The sequence below is a fragment of the Pantoea sp. UBA5035 genome (assembly GCF_002415245.1).
Classification (GTDB): Bacteria; Pseudomonadota; Gammaproteobacteria; order Enterobacterales; family Enterobacteriaceae; genus Pantoea; species Pantoea septica.
Genome location: NZ_DICD01000003.1, coordinates 301,939 through 319,020 on the forward strand (window position 1 = coordinate 301,939; position 17,082 = coordinate 319,020).

The following is a 17,082-nucleotide window of genomic DNA, read 5'->3' on the forward strand; positions in this document are numbered from 1 at the left end:
AAAGCATTAAAATCAATAAATTATAAAAGCCTGGTTTTAATGCGCCTGAGAATGCAGCGGATCAGCAAGATTATTAATAATCCCCGATCGTTCATCACATCGTCTAATTATGTTATTGCACAAAGTGTGCTGCCGCCGATAAAAAAACGCCCTGCGAACAGGGCGTTTTCAGCGTTAATCAGGCGCGGCGCCAGCGGCGCGTCAGCTGTTTTTCCAGCTCGACGACGACGAAGATCGCGGCGCCGACGATAAAGGCGATAACCCAGTATTTAAACGGCAGCGGGCGCGTGCCGAACAGGGTATTCATCAGCGGGAGATAGATAATCAGCGCCTGCAGCAGTACCAGCACGCCGCTCACCAGCCAGATGCCGCGATTTTTCAGCATGCCGCTGTCGAGCGAGAAGCTGTTGGTGCTGCGGCAGTTCAGCATATAGACCCACTGCGCGGTGACCAGCATCTGCAACAGCACGGTGCGGATGAATTCCGGCTCATAGCCGCGCGTCTGCAGCCAGGCTTCGAGAACGAAGGCGCTGACGGAGATCAGCAGGCCGACGAAGAGCATACGCCAGACGGCGTAACCGTCCATCACCGAGGCGCTGACGTCGCGCGGCGGACGGCGCATCACATTCGCCTCGGCCGCTTCAAACGCCAGACCAAATGAGAGCGTGGCGGAGGTCGCCATATTCATCCACAGGATCTGAACCGGCGTCAGCGGCAGCAGGTTGCCCATCAGAATGGCGATAATAATCAGCAGCCCCTGCGCCAGGCAGGTCGGCATAATAAACAGAATGGTTTTAATCAGGTTATCGTAGACTCGCCGCCCCTCTTTCACCGCGGCGGCGATGGTCGCGAAGTTGTCATCGGCGAGGATCATGTCGGCGGCCTCTTTGGTCACCTCTGTACCTTTGATGCCCATCGCAATGCCGACGCTCGCCTGCTTCAGCGCAGGCGCGTCGTTGACGCCATCGCCGGTCATGCCGACCACTTCGCCGCTGGCGGCCAGCGCCTTCACCAGACGCAGCTTATGCTCCGGGCTGGTGCGCGCGAAGATATCGTACTGACGCGCCGCTTCGGCAAGCTCGCTGTCGCTCATATGCTCCAGATCGCGTCCCGTCAGGGCTTTATCGCTGTTGCTGATGCCCAGCATTTTGCCGATCGCCATTGCCGTTTCCTGATGATCGCCGGTGATCATCTTGACGCGGATGCCGGCCTGCTGGCAGTCATCGATAGCCGCGACCGCTTCCGGACGCGGCGGATCCATCATGCAGGCGAGGCCCAGCAGCACCATCTCCTCACGCAGATCCCCATGATCCAGCGCTGCGATCGCGTTTGGCACGCGTTTCCACGCCGCTGCGACGGTGCGCAACCCTTCGCTGGCGTAGCGAGTAATTGCCGCCTCCCAGTAGGCGCGATCCAGCGGCTGCGCGCCGTCGGCGCTCTGCTGATGCGTGCAGAGCGACAGCAGCACGTCCGGCGCGCCGGTCATCAACACCCAGGCCTCGCCGTCCGCTTCGCCGCTGACCGCCATATATTTATAGAGCGAGTCGAACGGCAGTTTGCTGGTCAGCTGCTGCTGGCCCGCCTTTACGCCCCCTTTCGCCGCCAGCACTTTCAGCGCCCCCTCGGTCGGTCCGCCGACGATGCGCCAGCGCCCTGCCGCATCCTGCTGGATCTGGCTTTCGTTGCAGATATCGATGGCGGCAAGAAAGCGCGACATGACCGGATCCTGCGCCGCGATAAGTCCGCTGTCCGGCGTCTCGGGGACAATCTCGCCCACCGGCTCGTAGCTGTCGCCGCTCACGCGCCACCGGCTTTCCGCCAGCACCACCGCTTTCACCGTCATCTCGTTCATGGTGAGGGTGCCGGTTTTGTCAGAACAGATTACCGACATGGCGCCCAGGGTTTCAACCGTCGGCAGCTTGCGGATAATCGCGTTTTTGCGCGCCATCGACTGCACGCCGAGCGAAAGAATAATTGAGATAATTGCCGGCAGGCCTTCAGGCACCGCCGCCACTGCCAGACTGATCACCGACAGCGCCAGTGAGGCCAGCGGAATGTCGCGCAGCAGATACCCAAAGACAAAGAGTCCGGCCATCATCAGCAGGATCGCCGCGAAAATCGCTTTGCCGAGCTTATCGATTTGCAGCAGCAGCGGCGTTTTGGCCGTCTCGATGTCGCTCATCATATCGTTGATATGACCCAGCTCGGTGTTGCGGCCGGTAGCGATCGCCACGCCTGAGGCGGTGCCGGAACTGACGGTGGTGCCGGAGAAGGCAAGATTGAGCCGGTCGCCCAGCGATTTATCACCTTCGAGCGCCTCGCTGCTTTTCGACACTACGGTCGATTCGCCGGTCAGGATAGCTTCTTCCACGCGCAGGTTGTGCACTTCGAACAGCCGCAAGTCCGCAGGAATACGATCGCCGGGCCGCAGCATCACCACGTCGCCAGGCACGAGGGTTTCGCCCGGCACCGTCATAATCTCGCCGCCGCGCACCACCACCGCCTCATTCGAGAGCATATTCTGTATGCCCTTTAATGACTTCTCGGCGTTGCTCTCCTGAATAAAGCCGATGAACGCGTTGATTACCGCCACGCCAAGAATGACAAAGGTATCGACCCAGTGGCCCATAATCGCCGTAATCACCGCCGCCGCCAGCAGGATATAAATCAGCATATCGTTGAAGTGGGCCAGAAATTTCAGCCAGGCCGGCTGAGGTTTCTTTTGCGGCAGCGTATTGGGGCCGTTTTTCGCCAGCCGCGCCTGCGCTTCGTCGACAGATAGCCCTTGCGGGGAGCTATCAAGCTCGGCGAAAACGGCTTCGCTTCGATGCTGATACCACGGCCGCGCTTTTAAAGCGGCATTTTGCAATGTCTTGCGGTCGTTATTCATTTCTTACTCCGTGCAGGCAACCGGCGACTGGATCGCAGTTAAATTAAATGGGCCAGCATAGTGCGACAGCTTAAATAAGCCGATACTGATTCAGGTCATATTTTTGTTGTTTTAATTCAGTAAAACTGTTGCCGGAATAATTATCCCGTCATATCAGTTATCGTCGAAACAAAGCGAGCGAGAATCGTGGAAAATAACTTAAAAATCAAGGTGTTAATATTTGTAGTTTTTGCTGTTGCCGCGACCAGCGCCGTAGGCTGGCTGACATATTACGTAGTTGATAATTTCTTGTAAGCGTTAACTTTTATGGCGAGGGTAGCTTATTTAACTGGCCCTATTCTTTTGCAATAAAAATACCCCTTTTTTCCGTAGGCATTTAGACATGGCGTAAACAGATCTCTGCCGCAAATTAAACGGCAGCTAAACAGCAATATAAAAAATGGCTCTGTTTACGCTTTATTCTGCGCAAGATTCCTCGCCGCCAGCTCCGTTGCGCGGCGTCTGACCGCGATAAAATCCGCCATCTGCGCGCGAGCTGCTTCGACCTGTTCAGGCAGAGCGGAATGCGGCGATCCGGCATTAAACGGCGGTTCGGGATCGTACTCGATCTGCAGCTGAATCGACTGAGCGACATCGTGACCCCGTAATTCCGCGACCAGCGTCAGCGCAAAATCGATCCCTGAGGTGACGCCCGCGCCGGTTAGCCGGTTGCGGTCGCGCACCACGCGCGCGTCAACCGGCTCCGCCCCCAACAGCGCCAGCTGATCGCGCGAACTCCAGTGCGAGGTAGCGCGATAGCCGCGCAGCAACCCGGCGGCGCCCAGCACCAGCGATCCGGTGCAAACGGAGGTAATAAACTGCGCCTGCTCTGCCTGACGGCGCAAAAAGCACAGCGTTTCACTGTCCGACATCAGCGCAATCTGGCCCGGCCCGCCTGGCACGCAAATCACGTCCAGCGGCGGGCAGTCGCTAAAGTCGCAGCTCGGCAGCAGCATTAAGCCGCGATCCGAGCGCACCGGCTGTTTATCCTTCCAGACCAGATGACACACCACGTCCGGCGTGCGGGCGAACACCTCGAAAGGTCCCGTAAGATCAAGCTGGGTGACATCAGGGAAAAGCAGTATGCCGATATGCAGCGGCGTTTTCATGGCGGCGATCCTTTATGAGCTGTGGATAAGGGCGACGCGTGCGTTACTGCGCGCCAGAGACGATTTTCAGCGTTGCCTCAAGCGAAGAGGGCAGCAGTTCGCCGTGCGTCTGACCAGGATAACGTATTTCATGCAGCCTGACGCCTTTATCGCGCAGCGTAGCGATCAGCGCTCGATCGGCCTCGTTAAGCTGCGCAGCGCGCTTCTCTTCACGGCGATCGCTGCGCCCGTCCCCTTCGATCAGATAGAGGGTTTTACCGCTCAGCGCCTGCGGCGCAGCCTGCTGCGCCAGCTCGACGATGCGCTGATGGCGCCAGCCCAGCGACGGTGCCGCGCTGAAATAGTGAGTAAAAGCGGCGTCGCTATAGAGGGTATCCAGCACGAAGAGTCCGCCATAAGAGTGGCCCCACAGCGCCCGCCGCTGCGGATCGCTTTTCGCCTGTTTCTCCGCCCAGGGCATAATCTGCTCCAGAAGCAGCGCGCGAAAGGCGTGACTGCCGCCGCCTGGATAGCGTTCATGCCGCGCATCGCCGCGCTGCCCGCCAGGCGGGGTGTAGTCGAACGCGCGCGACTCGACGTCGAACGGCAATCGGGTGTCATATCCCACCGCCACCAGCGTCGGCGGCTGGTGTCCCGCCAGCTGCTTCAGGCGATCTTCGCTGAGACGCGCCATCGCCGCATTGCCATCCAGCAGGTAGAGCACGGGGAAGCCCGCTGTCGGCGCCGCCTGCTTCGGCACGCCGAGCCAGACTTTATAGCGGCGCAGGCCATCGGCAGAGGTGAAGGTCTGGCTGGTAAAGCGATAAAACGCCGAGCCGCGATCGGCAACGTTGTCGCCCAGCGGAGCCATGTGTGGCCTGGCGTTCGCCTGTGTCGCGAGCGTCAAACCAACGCTGAGCGCCAGCAGCGCCGTGGAGAAAATCTTCAGCGGGTATTGCATGAAAAGCCTTCCTGACCTGACGAAAAGATTCGCCATCCTAACAAATCACACGTGATAATGAGAAGCTTTCGCAATAGAACAGATTACATTGGTTTATGCCTGCTTATCAGAGCCGCTAGCTAAACTCTGATTTAGCGATACAGGGATTGCGAATCGACATCACAGATCGTTAAATTTCAGCATTCGACCAGACTTTTTTTATTTTGATGCCGGACGTTTGTTACGACAAACGCGCCGATGCTCCTTTCAACCGACACCAGCAAAGCCATTAATCAGAGGTTGTTAAATGGATCGCCTTAAATACCAGATAAGGGTTGTACGCTTTTTATGTCTGTACGCCCTGTTTCGACTGAGATTATTCAAATTCAGCGACCTCGCCTATTCTGATAGCCATGAAAATGAGGCATTAGATATTCTCACCAGACATGACAGCGAAAAAAGCGCTATCCCAAAAGTGATCTGGATGTACTGGGACACTCCTAACCCGCCTGACCATATCATGGCCTTCCATCAAAAAATGAAGACGATTAATCAGGCGCATGAAATTATCCTGCTCGACCGCAACAGCCTGAGAAAATATCTTCCCACGCTGCATTTCGATTTCCAGGGGATTGGACTGGCGCATAAAAGCGACGTCATTCGCCTCGCCCTGCTCAAGCGCTACGGCGGGATCTGGGTTGACTGCTCGACGCTGGTTTATCAGGATTTCAGCTGGGTGCATGAACGCAGCGGCTATGACATGGTGGGCTACTACAGCGACGCCAACACCCAGGATGCGCGTTTTCCGGTGATCGAAACCTGGTTTATGTGCGCGCCGCCTGAAAATCCGTTCGTCAGCCGCTGGCTGGATCTGATCATGCCGCTGACCAAGATCAGCGTCGATGACTACTACAATCGCATCAAAGATCGTCCCGATTTCGAGCGCATTAAACAGGGCATTCCACGCGGCAGCTATTTAACCACTAACTACCTCTGCCAGATTGCCATGCGCGAAGCGGATAGCGTTAACCTTTATCTTAAAAAATGCGAAACCTCGGCCTTTTATTATCAGAACGTCTTTAAGTGGAATTGTCTGAAGATGTCGCTGTTTTTACTCTGTACGCGCCAGCCGACCACCCATCCGAAATTGATTAAGCTGACCAACAGCGACCGCCAGTTTTTACCGCTGGCCCGTAAGCTGCGCATTCTCGACGCAGAAAGTATTCTCGGGAAATTAATGCTGGAACAACAGCATCCTTAATCAATAAGCGGATAAAAAAATGGAACAGCTGAAACGACATCTCAGAACGGCAAAATTTCTCCTGCTTTATGTTTTATATAAGCTGCGCCTTTTTCGCTTTCCCGATCTGGCCTATTCAGAGGCGCACGAAAACGACGTAAAAGATATCGGTCGGCGAGCCTCTACGGCGGCGCCCGCTATTCCAAAAGTGATCTGGATGTACTGGGACAACCTGACGCCGCCCGACTTTATTCAGGCGTTTTACGTCAAAATGAAGCAGATGAACCCGGACCACCAGATTCATCTGCTCAATCGCGAGTCGGTCAGGGAATTTCTGCCGTGGCTGCGCTTTGACTACGCGCAGATCGGCATGTCCCATAAAGGCGACGTGATCCGCCTCGCTCTGCTGAAAAGCTACGGCGGCATCTGGGTCGACAGCTCAACGCTGGTCTATCAGGACTTCTCCTGGGTGCACCAGCGCAGCGGTTACGATATCGTCGGCTACTACAGCGACGGCACCACAGTGGACAAAGCCTTTCCGGTGGTGGAAGCCTGGTTCCTCGCCTCCCCGCCGGGCAACGCGTTTATCGCTCGCTGGCTGGAGCTGATTATGCCGCTGACGCAGATCGGCATCGACGACTACTACGCGCAAATTACCCGACGCAGCGATTTTGCCGAGATCCGTCAGGGCATCAACCGCGGCAGCTATATCATTATCAATTTTCTCTGCCAGATTGTGATGCGGGAACAGCCCGGCTTTAGCTGCTATCTGAAAAAGTGCGAAAGCTCCGCCTTCTTCTATCAGGACGTGTTCCAGTGGGACAGCCTGAAGATGTCGCTGTTTTTGCTCTGCGCGCGCGAGCCGGCGACGCATCCCAAACTGATTAAACTCACCAACGACGATCGCCGCTTTCTGCCGCTGGCGCGCAAGCTGAATATCCTTGAGCGCGACAGCGTAATGGGCAAGCTGCTGACGCCGCAGCGCGCGCCTTAACGCCGCGCGTTATTCAGGGAGAAAAACAGGCTATGCTGGTGGGCGGATGACCGCCGGTCATCGCCGCCACAGGGATCTGAACATGCAGTTGATTTCCGAACGTTTAGTGATACGCCCCGTTGTCGCGCAGGACAGAGAAATGCTGATGCGTATTTATGGCGATCCCGCCACTAATACCTTCAACCCCGCCGGGCCGCTGGAAAATCTGGACGAGGCGCAGCAGCTGCTGGATCGCTGGATTGCGCACTGGCAGCAGCACGGCTTTGGCAATATGGCGCTGATACAGCGCGATGCCCCCTGTGAGATCCTGGGCTTTGGCGGTTTCAGCCTACGCGAATTTGGCGGCAAGCCGGTAAATAACCTGGGTTATCGTCTGGCGACCCACGCCTGGGGCCAGGGCCTGGCGACCGAATTTACGCGCACGATGGTGCGCTATGGCTTTGAGGAGTGCGGGCTACAGGTTATCGACGCCGCGGTGCGGGCAAACCATCTCGCCTCCCAGCGCGTGCTGGAGAAGGCGGGCTTTACGGTGAACGGGCACGTTTACGATGTGCCCGACGCGCCCGCCAGTCTGACCTTTGAGATAACGCTTGCGCAGTGGCGCGACGCTCAGGGCACGCCGCAGTAGCGCAGCGCGGCCGTCATCACGGCGGCGCCGATAATCACTGCGATCAGCGGCGCCTTGCGCCAGGCGAGAAAGATGGCGAAGGCCACGCCCAGCACCCGCGCCATGCCGGCAAAATGCTGGCCTTCGAACAGCGTGCTGGTAGAGGCGACCGCCAGCAGCAGTATCGTCGCCGCGTCCGACAGCATGGTTTGGGTTCGCTCCGCGATCGGCAGTCGGTTGCCGAGCTTAACGCCCGCCAGCCGCATCAGATATGTCCCGGACGCCAGCAGCGCGATACCCGCGATAATCAGGGCCTGATGGCTCATTTCCGCATCCTCCACGACAGTAATCCCAGCAGTGAAAACAACACCGGCATGCCGGCCGGAACGAAAGGCGTCGCCAGAATCGACAACAGCGCGCCGCCAGACGCCGGGATCAGCGTGCGGCGCTGACGCAGCGCCGGGAATATCAGCGCGATGAGAATAGCTGGAAACACGGCGTCCAGCCCGATGGCGGAGACGTCGGGAATAAACTGGCCAATGGCGGCGCCGGTGATCACCGTCAGCGGCCAGATCAGGCCAATCCCGATACCGCACAGCCAGAATGCGGCCCGCCGCTGCGCCAGCGTTGACTGGGAAATGCCGAACACCACGCTTTCATCGTTCATGATGTGGCAGCCGAACAGGCCGCGCGCGCCGCTCCCCACCAGATCTTTCACTGCGATGCCGAACGGCAGGTGACGCGCATTGACCAGCAGACCCGCCAGCGCCGCGGTGATCGGACTGCCGCCGCCCGCCACGATGCCGATAAACAGAAATTCCGAGGCACCCGCCAGCACCAGCGTCGACAACGCCACAGGCACCCAGAGCGGGAAGCCGTCAGCACTGGCCAGCGAGCCGTAGGATAAGCCGACGATGCCGTCGGCCAGACAGACCAGAATAATGGCTTTGATTACTTCCCGGCTTAAGGGGATGCGCTGCCTTTGCATAAGAAATTCTTCCTATAACGAACGAAATTTACATTATAATGAACGCAGCAGAATCGCTTTACAATACGAACGATTCGTTCGATTTAAAAAACAGGAGTTAACGTGACCCCGATCACAATTATTGCCAATGGCCTGGTGCGCGAACGTCAGCGCGCCGGCCTTTCGCTGGCTGAAGTTGCGCGCCGTGCGGGCATCGCCAAGTCTACGCTGTCGCAGCTGGAAGCGGGCAACGGCAATCCCGGCATTGAAACGCTGTGGGCGCTGTGCGTCGCGCTGAACATCCCCTTCGCGCGCCTGATGGAGCCGGAAGAGAAACGGATGCAGATAATCCGACGCGGTGAAGGGCCAACAGTCACCGCCGAGCTGGCGGACTATCAGGCGGTGCTGCTGGCGACCTGTCCGCCCGGCGCGCGGCGCGACATCTATCTGCTGAATACCCAGCCCGGCAGCGAACGCGGCTCGCTGCCCCACTCGCCCGGTACTATCGAGCATATTATTGTCACCCAGGGCCGCGCACTGGTCGGTCCGAAGGCATCACCCGTTGAACTGCATCCCGGCGACTACATCTGTTACGCAGGCGATGAGGAGCACGTGTTTCGCGCGCTGGAGCCGGATACGCTGGCGGTGCTGGTGATGGAGCATAGTTGAGCCATCACTTTTTCCTATGGCTCGCGCTGCTGCCGACAGGTTAGCGCAGGTGTAGTATGGCGTTATCAAGATTGCTTACGAGGACATTATGCGCATTCTTCCCGCCACAGCCCATCATATACCCGCGATTCAACATATCTACGCCTGGCATGTACTGCATGGCAGCGCCACCTTTGAAACCGAGCCGCCTGGCGTCGAGGAGATGCAGAACCGGCTCAACGCGCTACTGGAGAAAGGCGGAATCTGGCTGGTGGCAATGGAGGAGGATACCCTGATCGGCTATTGCTATCTTGCGCCCTATCGTCCCCGTTACGCCTATCGCTTCACGCTGGAAGATTCGATCTATCTCGATCCTGAACATACCGGCCGCGGCGCTGGCCGCGCCCTGCTGACAGAAGCTATTCGTCTTGCCGAAGCGCGCGGTTTCCGGCAGATCGTCGCCGTGATCGCAGGCAACAGCAACCAGGCGTCGATCGGGTTGCACCGCGCGCTCGGCTTTCGCGCAACCGGCGTGCTGAAAGCGGTAGGATTTAAGCATGGCAGCTGGCTGGATACGCACCTTATGCAGCGCGAGCTTGGCGAAGGCAACGCCACTTCGCCGGAATAAAGCGGGTTTTAGCGTTTCATATTTTATATATTCGCTAATCCTTTCTGCTTCTCTTTTTCAGCATAGTGTTGGGGTTAATACAGAGACAGGTTTAACGTTGTCTGCCCACGGCAATTTTTCTCGCCAGACGACATGAAGAGAGTATTAACACCTCGCACTGCTTGCCCCTTAAAAATATCACGCCATTTATAACCAGCGTCCTCTTTATGAACCAGCTGGTCCGTTCTTATTTTTCTCGATTCATTATCAAACTAATCATTGGTTTAAGTAAATAACACGTCAGTCAGCGCGTAATCAACTAAGGAGTAAGCCGGCAAGGCCGATATACCGGCTAACCTTAGTAAACTGGAAATTTGATATGTCGCTGAAAAAATCTTCGCTGCTCGTGTTTTCATTGATGATAATCCTCTTCCTGACCAGCGTTGCGGTAAGCATCTGGTTGCTGGTCCGCAGCAATGAATCTCTTAATGCTGTGAATAAAGAGATTCGCGTCGTGCTCTCCGTTATCGATCCCATCAACCACAGCCGCACCCTGCGCGTCCGGTTAATGGAATACATGAAAGAGATTGAGGTCAATGACGGCCAGTCGGCCGCGTCGCTGGAGGGCGTGAAAGCGGCCGCAGAGAAAGCGGACGTGGCGTTTCACGCCTATCTCGACAGCCCTCGACTCAAGGGCGAAGAAGCGGAGGCTGAGGCCTATCGTCAGGCTTTTCTGGCCTACAGAAATCAGGGCATTCAGCCTCTAATAGAGGCGGCTGAAGCCCGGGATCAGGCTCGATTCAGGGAACGCCTGCCTGATGTCATTCGTCTTGATCGCGCCTATGAAATCATCTTGGATAAAGTGCTGGCGCAGCATGAAGCCTACGCGAAAAAACTGAATGAAGATGCCCAGAGCCATTTCAGCTCAGGCGTTATGCTGCTGCTGTTAATTGGGAGTTTATTTGGCCTGGTGGTGATTGCTATATCAATACTGATGCATCGCTTTGTGCTTACGCCTTTAATCAACGCGGGAAAACAATGTAATTTAATCGCGGATGGCCATCTTGATACGCCCGTTCCGGTTAAGTCTGCTTCGCGCAGCGAAATTCAGAGCCTGATGCGTTCACTTGAGGCTATGCGCTTGTCCCTGACGACGATTATTATGCAGGTACGTGATTCCGCTCATTCCGTTTCCTCCGCCTCCAGCGAAATAGCGGCAGGGAACGTCGATCTCGCTTCCCGAACGGAACAGCAGGCGGCTGCATTAACGCAAACGGCAGCCAGTATGGAAGAGCTTGGCGCGACGGTAAAACAGAATACAGATAATGTGTATGAAGCCTGTCGTCTTACAGGTGAAGCGGTTGAAAATGCGCATAAAGGAGAAAATGTTTCGCGTGAGGTGATTATTTCAATGGACCTGATTAATTCAAGTTCGAAGAAAATTGAAGATATTATTAGCGTGATTAACGGCATTGCCTTTCAGACCAATATTCTGGCGCTCAACGCAGCCGTAGAAGCCGCCCGCGCCGGCGAACAGGGACGAGGATTCGCCGTTGTCGCCGGTGAAGTACGTAACCTCGCGCAGCGCAGCGCCGTTGCGGCGAAGGAAATTGAAAGCCTGATTGCCGAGTCGGTCAACATCATCGGCAGAGGCTCTGAGCAGGTCAGCCGGACAGGAGAGGCGATGAATGCCATCATCTCCTCTGTCAGCCGCGTGAACGTCTTGATGGAACATATTTCAACCGCCTCTGACGAGCAGAGTCGCGGTATCGCGCAAATTGAAAAAGCGGTCACTGAAATGGATTCCGTTACCCAACAAAACGCAGCGCTTGTACAGGAGTCGGCTGCGGCAGCGGCATCGCTTGAAGATCAGGTGCAACATCTGACCCACTCTGTTTCAACCTTCCGCCTTTCAACGGGCTAAGGCCGGCCAGGCCACAAGCCTCTTCAGGGGAAATTGCCGCTAATTCCCCTGCCTGCTCTAAGTCTGGCTGGCTACAGCCAGACTTTTTCAAATCGCCGTCTGGAAAACGCCTCTTTGTTCACCCTCCAGGCCCATGGATATCATCAATAATTAAAGCGCTGCTGATACGCGACAGCGGCTTGCTGCCAATCGTAGCCATCAGCCGGGATGATTAAAGATTGTGGGTCGATTCGTAGCCATCAGCCGGGATGATTAAAGATTGTGGGTCGATTTGCCGATAATAACAGACTCATACTTCTGACCCTGCATCGCGCCACCAATAGAATGCCGCGCATCTGTACACGTAAAAAGGCGCGATATAAAAGCGGTCAGACAAGCCGCAGCATTCGCCACCGCTGATGACGCTCGTTGCCGCAGCACAGCACGCCTTATGACGCATTGCCTGGTCTGCGAATGCTGTTAACAAGGCGATTGAGAGGTTTGTCACGACGGGTATCGAGGTTATCCAGTATTGTCAGCCAACAATGGAGCCGACCACTATGAATCCTGTGATCCAACCTACCTTTTCCGCTGTTTGGACCACGGACGCCCGAGGCATTTGCATTGTCAGTCAGGAGTGCCCTGCAGGCCTGATCCCCGCGCTGAAAGGCGTCACTTTGTGCGACTGGCTAAGATTCGCTCAGGCTGATGATGATGCACAAATCGCGCTGCAGCTTACTGCGGCGTTAGAGTGCGTGACCCCATTTCATATCGAAGTGCCGATTCAATGTCTTGACGGCACGACGCGACGCGTGCTGGTGTCAGGCTTGCCGGATGGCCAGCCTGCGGCTTCCCGCCTGCAGTACAACGGCTTCATTCTTGATATTACCGGGCAGCGCAAAGCGCTGGAAGATGCGCTGCGCACGGCGGCGGAATACCGTCTGCTGATAGAAAACAGCACTGACCTTATCGCCCATTGCGACGCAGAGGGCAGATACGTTTCGATCTCCCCTTCCTACAGTGAAATGATCGGCTGGTCGGCCGAAGAAGTAATTGGTCAACGGGTGGTGGATTTTCTGCATCCCGACGACCGCGCACCTGCTGCCGAGGCGCTGGCAAGCCTGTTTAAAGGCGGCGTGCTGCCGGACGTGGTCGAAGTGCGCAAGCTTCATCGCGACGGCCATTATATGACGCTTGGCACCAAAGCCTGCGGCGTCAGCGATCCTTCTACAGGCAACAATATCGGCGCGGTGCTGGTTTCGCGCGACATCACGCGTGACAAAGAAAAAATACGCATGCTGGAGACGCTGGCGACCCGCGATGCCTTAACCGGTTTACCTAATCGCGCCTGGATCAACGACCAGATTCGCGCCATGCTCGCGCAGAGCAACGATCCGGCGTACACCACTGTGCTGTTTATCGATCTTAACGGATTCAAGGCGGTGAATGATTCGATGGGACATGCCACAGGGGATGCCCTGCTGCAGCAGGTAGGCGAACGGCTTCAACGCTGCATGCGTCCAGGCGATTCGGTGGCGCGACTGGGCGGAGACGAATTTGTGGTTGCTGCGAAGTGCGGCCATCGCGACGCCGCGTCCGCTATCGCTCAGCGCATCATAGAAAGTCTGAAAGAGCCTTTTGTTATTAACAGCATGGATGTGTGGATCGGGGCAGCTATCGGCATCAGTCTCGCACGATTTGGTACAGCATCGGCTGAAACGCTATTTGAAAACGCCGATATCGCGATGTACCAGGCGAAAGCGCGACGTGATGGTTCATACCAGTTTTTTTAGCGCTTTCATCCTCGCAAATCAGAAAGCAGAAGAGCTCATCACGAGCTCTTCTGACGACCATTAGTTTTTCAGGTTGTCCGGAAAATTGGCGGGCAGTTCGCTGGCCGGGCAATCAATCACGCTGTCGTTATTTTCTCCTGCGTCGCGCACAAAGGTCAGCGTCGCGAACTCATCAATCACTTCGGTGGGATAAGCCGGGCCCGCTTCGCGATAGCTGGCCATCTCTTCCAGGTGATCGTTCTGGAAGCAGACGGTTTTTTCCGGATTGTTCATCACCCAACGTGGGAAGAAAATGGTGCCGTGGAACACCTTATCGGCCATGTTAACGGCCAGACTGACGTCGGTACCGGTAGGCTCGGTCCAGGAAACTTTATAGACGTCTTCTGCCAGACGGACGATATAAGCGCGCTGATTTTTAACCCAGCGGTTGCCCACCATACCGCTGTGAATGCGGTAATCAACGGTGTTGGCATTTTTAATATATAGCTCGTAGTTCCAGCCGTTGTCGTAGGTGTAGACCAGATGTTTGCCGACCAGACCAGACAGATTGTGTTTATCGAAAGTGCTCATTGTGGCCTCCTCATTTATTTGCCTTGAGGAGATTATTACTCGTTGCAAAAACGATTAATAACGCTATTTTTAGCGCTTAATAATCCAATTTTTAGATGAATAGAGATGCACAAAACAACGCTCGAACAGTGGTATTTACTTGATGCCGTCGTGAAGGCAGGCAGCTTTGCGCAGGCGGCGGAGAGGAACAATCGCAGCCAGTCTTCATTAAGCTATCAGCTTGGCCTGCTACAGCAGCGGCTGGGCATGACGCTGCTGAGGCAGGAAGGACGTCGCGCCGTTCTCAGCGCGGAGGGGCACCAGCTTCTCGCGCAGGTGCGTCCGCTGCTGGAGGGATTCACCGCGCTTGAAGCCAGGGCAAATGCGCTGCAACGAGGCGAACGCTCGCGCATCGATCTGATGGTTGATGCGATTATGCCGAAACCGCTGCTTTTCGATGTGCTGCATGCGTTTCAGCAGCGCTATCCCCATGTTCGTATCTGGCTAAGCGAAATCGTCCGTAGCGAGACGGCTGACAGGCTGGCCGAACAGCTGGCCGATCTCTGGCTGGTGGCGCAGTATGGCGATGAGCAAATAGCGGGAGAAAGTCTTCTGAGCGTCGATTTTATCGCCGTCGCCCATCGCGAGCATCCGCTGCACAGCGAACCGGCGCCGCTAAGCGCTGCCACACTCGCGCGCTGGCCCTGCATAACGATTCTGGATCGTCAGCAGCAGCAACAGACGGAACTGAACGGCGAGCAGGCCGAGAGCTGGTCCTTCACTACGCTATCGGCCGCCATTGAGGCGGTCCAGCATCAGTTAGGCTATGGCTGGCTGCCGGAGCTGAATATCGCCCCGTTACTGAAGAGCGGCGAACTTCGTCCGCTGCCGTTGCTGCAGGGGAGACGACGCTCAACCTCGCTTATGTTACGCATTAACGAGGAGAGACTGCCGGGCAACAGTGCAATTTCTGCGCTGGCTGACATGTTTATCGAGCGGATAGCGCAGGCGAAATAAGCCGGTTTTGTCGCGCGGGAGTAAAACAGAGGTTTAAGATTACTGCCAAATCGGAAATCAACGCAGCGAAGCGCGAATTAAGCGCCTCAGCGCAGCATGGTGCTCTTAAACTGCAAAAGCGATGGCAATGCCCTCGCTTCTCTTATCGTCGCGCAGCAGGCCTTAGCGGCGGTTTTTCCAGACGGTCTGGATGTTGCAGAACTCATGTACGCCAAAATGGGAGAGTTCGCGACCATAACCGCTTTTTTTAACGCCGCCAATGGTGACGCGAGGATCAGACGCGCCGTTGCCGTTAATAAACACCGCGCCGGTTTCGATCCGATCCGCCAGATGATCCGCCGCAGCGCTATCGCTGGTCCAGACCGTGGCGCTCAGACCGAATTCGCTGTCGTTGGCGATCGCCAGCGCATGATCGGCGTCGCGAGCGATAGCGATCGCCGCGACCGGACCAAACAGCTCTTCACGAAACGCCGTCATCTCGGTGGTGACATCTGACAGGATCGTCGGCGCATAGTAATTGCCCTCGCCTGCGATCTTTTCGCCACCCAGCACCAGACGCGCGCCTTCGCGAAGCGACTGTTGAACCTGATTATGCAGCTCATCGCGCAGATCGAAGCGGGCCATAGGGCCGAGATAATTTTTTTCATCCAGCGGATCGCCCATGGTTAATGCCTGTACCGCAGCGCTGAAGCGTGCTTCAAATTCCGCTGCAATGGACGTCTCGACGATAAAGCGTTTAGCGGCCATGCAGACCTGTCCGGTGTTCTGATAGCGGCCAGTCACGGCTGATTTCACCGCTTCGTCCAGATCGGCGTCAGCCAGCACGATAAAAGGATCCGATCCGCCCAGCTCCAGAACGGTTTTTTTCAGGGCTGCGCCCGCCTGTGCGGCAATTGCCGAGCCAGCGCGCACGCTGCCGGTTACGGCGACGGCGGCGATACGCGGATCCTTGATCGCGGCGGAAACGCCGTCATTGTCGACGTTAACGGAAGCGAAAGCGCCTTTCGGCAGATCGGTTGCGTCAAACAGCTCCGCCATCAGCGTGGCGCAGCCCATCACGTTCGGCGCGTGTTTAAGAACATAGGTATTTCCAGCGAGCAGCATGCCAACAGCGCCGCGCAGCACCTGCCAGAACGGGAAGTTCCACGGCATTACCGCCAGAATGGTACCAACAGGTTTAAAGCGCTGCCAGGCGTCCGGCACCTGCGTGGGTTGATCTTCCAGCATTGCCGGGCCGTGCTCAGCGTACCAGTCGCTCAGACTGGCGCATTTAAGGATCTCAGCGCGCGCCTGCGCCAGAGGTTTGCCCATTTCCAGCGTGATAGTGCGCGACAGTTCCGGTTCGCGCTGGCGCAGCTGTTCAGCCAGCTGACGCAGCACTTTCACTCGCGACGCCATATCGGTCTCGCGCCACTGTTTAAAGGCTACAGCGCTGGCGTCAAGGGTGTTTTCCAGCTCAGTCAGTGACTGCATAGGGTAGCGAGCCAGAATTTCACCGTTGGCGGGATTTTTTGAAACAGCGTAATCGGTCATGGTGCCTCTCAGAATGTCTGTGGACGATGAGTTAACCCTACGCTTCTGCATTAGTGATGAAAAATGAATAATAGTGAGTAAGTTGTTTTCATATTATGAAGAGAGGAATTGCACCATGCGTAGTTTTTTAAGCATTCTGTTGCAGACGACACCTGTCAGGCATCATGGCAACGATCGTTTATCCACATATACAGAGAGAAGATCCTAATAAACGATCATAAAGAGATCTAAAAGAGATCCTAAGAGATCCCCGATCGCCGCAGGCCG

Annotated in this window: 15 protein-coding genes; 8 read left to right on the plus strand and 7 right to left on the minus strand. The window is 56.2% G+C overall.

Annotation, left to right across the window (positions count from 1 at the left end):
* Window positions 1-178: 178 nt before the first annotated feature.
* The 3 genes from B3229_RS02290 to B3229_RS02300 form a co-directional block, all read right to left on the minus strand.
* Window positions 179-2,890, minus strand: coding sequence for a cation-transporting P-type ATPase (locus B3229_RS02290; protein WP_286868203.1), 2,712 nt, complete (start codon window positions 2,888-2,890; stop codon window positions 179-181).
* A 449-nt stretch (window positions 2,891-3,339) separates the two neighbouring features.
* Window positions 3,340-4,038, minus strand: a complete 699-nt coding sequence (locus B3229_RS02295; RefSeq protein WP_286868206.1) for a DJ-1/PfpI family protein — start codon at window positions 4,036-4,038, stop codon at window positions 3,340-3,342.
* Window positions 4,039-4,081: 43 nt separating this feature from the next.
* Window positions 4,082-4,978 carry an alpha/beta hydrolase gene (locus B3229_RS02300; RefSeq protein ID WP_286868210.1) on the minus strand — a complete coding sequence of 299 codons (897 nt, stop codon included), beginning with the start codon at window positions 4,976-4,978 and terminating at the stop codon, window positions 4,082-4,084.
* A 286-nt stretch (window positions 4,979-5,264) separates the two neighbouring features.
* Between B3229_RS02300 and B3229_RS02305 the strand changes: the two genes are divergently transcribed.
* From B3229_RS02305 to B3229_RS02315, 3 genes are all read left to right on the plus strand, one after another.
* Complete coding sequence (locus B3229_RS02305; protein ID WP_075203151.1) at window positions 5,265-6,218, plus strand: glycosyltransferase family 32 protein; 954 nt, start codon at window positions 5,265-5,267, stop codon at window positions 6,216-6,218.
* Window positions 6,219-6,237: 19 nt separating this feature from the next.
* Window positions 6,238-7,191 carry a glycosyltransferase family 32 protein gene (locus B3229_RS02310; RefSeq protein ID WP_286868216.1) on the plus strand — a complete coding sequence of 318 codons (954 nt, stop codon included), beginning with the start codon at window positions 6,238-6,240 and terminating at the stop codon, window positions 7,189-7,191.
* 82 nt (window positions 7,192-7,273) lie between these two features.
* A complete protein-coding gene (locus B3229_RS02315; RefSeq protein ID WP_286868219.1) occupies window positions 7,274-7,819 on the plus strand; it encodes a GNAT family N-acetyltransferase in 546 nt (181 codons plus the stop codon).
* Here B3229_RS02315 and B3229_RS02320 read toward each other — a convergent pair.
* Together B3229_RS02320 and B3229_RS02325 are read right to left on the minus strand one after the other, a co-directional pair.
* The gene (locus tag B3229_RS02320; protein ID WP_033748218.1) at window positions 7,801-8,124 is read right to left on the minus strand and encodes an AzlD domain-containing protein; all 324 of its coding nucleotides are present in this window, start codon (window positions 8,122-8,124) and stop codon (window positions 7,801-7,803) included. The two genes, B3229_RS02315 and B3229_RS02320, sit on opposite strands and share 19 nt — an antisense overlap.
* Entirely contained in the window at window positions 8,121-8,786 is a 666-nt protein-coding gene (locus tag B3229_RS02325) for an AzlC family ABC transporter permease (RefSeq protein ID WP_286868223.1), read from the minus strand. Before B3229_RS02325 ends, B3229_RS02320 begins: the two co-directional genes overlap by 4 nt.
* 102 nt (window positions 8,787-8,888) lie before the next feature.
* On the opposite strand from B3229_RS02325, the gene B3229_RS02330 reads away from it, so the two are divergent.
* From B3229_RS02330 to B3229_RS02345, 4 genes are all read left to right on the plus strand, one after another.
* The gene (locus B3229_RS02330) at window positions 8,889-9,434 is read left to right on the plus strand and encodes a helix-turn-helix domain-containing protein (protein ID WP_286868226.1); all 546 of its coding nucleotides are present in this window, start codon (window positions 8,889-8,891) and stop codon (window positions 9,432-9,434) included.
* An 88-nt stretch (window positions 9,435-9,522) separates the two neighbouring features.
* Window positions 9,523-10,041, plus strand: a complete 519-nt coding sequence (locus B3229_RS02335) for a GNAT family N-acetyltransferase (protein WP_048781102.1) — start codon at window positions 9,523-9,525, stop codon at window positions 10,039-10,041.
* Window positions 10,042-10,399: 358 nt separating this feature from the next.
* Window positions 10,400-11,944 carry a methyl-accepting chemotaxis protein gene (locus B3229_RS02340; protein ID WP_286868229.1) on the plus strand — a complete coding sequence of 515 codons (1,545 nt, stop codon included), beginning with the start codon at window positions 10,400-10,402 and terminating at the stop codon, window positions 11,942-11,944.
* A 539-nt stretch (window positions 11,945-12,483) separates the two neighbouring features.
* A complete protein-coding gene (locus tag B3229_RS02345; protein WP_286868492.1) occupies window positions 12,484-13,716 on the plus strand; it encodes a sensor domain-containing diguanylate cyclase in 1,233 nt (410 codons plus the stop codon).
* A gap of 60 nt (window positions 13,717-13,776) precedes the next feature.
* On the opposite strand, the gene B3229_RS02350 is transcribed toward B3229_RS02345, so the two are convergent.
* The gene (locus B3229_RS02350; RefSeq protein WP_048781095.1) at window positions 13,777-14,286 is read right to left on the minus strand and encodes a phenolic acid decarboxylase; all 510 of its coding nucleotides are present in this window, start codon (window positions 14,284-14,286) and stop codon (window positions 13,777-13,779) included.
* Window positions 14,287-14,391: 105 nt separating this feature from the next.
* Between B3229_RS02350 and B3229_RS02355 the strand changes: the two genes are divergently transcribed.
* Complete coding sequence (locus B3229_RS02355; RefSeq protein ID WP_286868233.1) at window positions 14,392-15,282, plus strand: LysR family transcriptional regulator; 891 nt, start codon at window positions 14,392-14,394, stop codon at window positions 15,280-15,282.
* Between the two features lie 162 nt (window positions 15,283-15,444).
* Here B3229_RS02355 and B3229_RS02360 read toward each other — a convergent pair whose 3' ends face one another.
* Complete coding sequence (locus B3229_RS02360) at window positions 15,445-16,815, minus strand: aldehyde dehydrogenase family protein (protein ID WP_286868235.1); 1,371 nt, start codon at window positions 16,813-16,815, stop codon at window positions 15,445-15,447.
* Between the last annotated feature and the right edge of the window lie 267 nt (window positions 16,816-17,082).

Bases quoted from the DNA above. Each gene is read 5' to 3' on its own strand.
- B3229_RS02320 (WP_033748218.1), bottom strand. From the start codon at position 8,124: ATGAGCCATCAGGCCCTGATTATCGCGGGTATCGCGCTGCTGGCGTCC.
- B3229_RS02295 (WP_286868206.1), bottom strand. From the start codon at position 4,038: ATGAAAACGCCGCTGCATATCGGCATACTGCTTTTCCCTGATGTCACC.
- B3229_RS02350 (WP_048781095.1), bottom strand. From the start codon at position 14,286: ATGAGCACTTTCGATAAACACAATCTGTCTGGTCTGGTCGGCAAACAT.
- B3229_RS02325 (WP_286868223.1), bottom strand. From the start codon at position 8,786: ATGCAAAGGCAGCGCATCCCCTTAAGCCGGGAAGTAATCAAAGCCATT.
- B3229_RS02290 (WP_286868203.1), bottom strand. From the start codon at position 2,890: ATGAATAACGACCGCAAGACATTGCAAAATGCCGCTTTAAAAGCGCGG.
- B3229_RS02360 (WP_286868235.1), bottom strand. From the start codon at position 16,815: ATGACCGATTACGCTGTTTCAAAAAATCCCGCCAACGGTGAAATTCTG.
- B3229_RS02345 (WP_286868492.1), top strand. From the start codon at position 12,484: ATGAATCCTGTGATCCAACCTACCTTTTCCGCTGTTTGGACCACGGAC.
- B3229_RS02300 (WP_286868210.1), bottom strand. From the start codon at position 4,978: ATGCAATACCCGCTGAAGATTTTCTCCACGGCGCTGCTGGCGCTCAGC.
- B3229_RS02355 (WP_286868233.1), top strand. From the start codon at position 14,392: ATGCACAAAACAACGCTCGAACAGTGGTATTTACTTGATGCCGTCGTG.
- B3229_RS02335 (WP_048781102.1), top strand. From the start codon at position 9,523: ATGCGCATTCTTCCCGCCACAGCCCATCATATACCCGCGATTCAACAT.
- B3229_RS02305 (WP_075203151.1), top strand. From the start codon at position 5,265: ATGGATCGCCTTAAATACCAGATAAGGGTTGTACGCTTTTTATGTCTG.
- B3229_RS02340 (WP_286868229.1), top strand. From the start codon at position 10,400: ATGTCGCTGAAAAAATCTTCGCTGCTCGTGTTTTCATTGATGATAATC.
- B3229_RS02310 (WP_286868216.1), top strand. From the start codon at position 6,238: ATGGAACAGCTGAAACGACATCTCAGAACGGCAAAATTTCTCCTGCTT.
- B3229_RS02315 (WP_286868219.1), top strand. From the start codon at position 7,274: ATGCAGTTGATTTCCGAACGTTTAGTGATACGCCCCGTTGTCGCGCAG.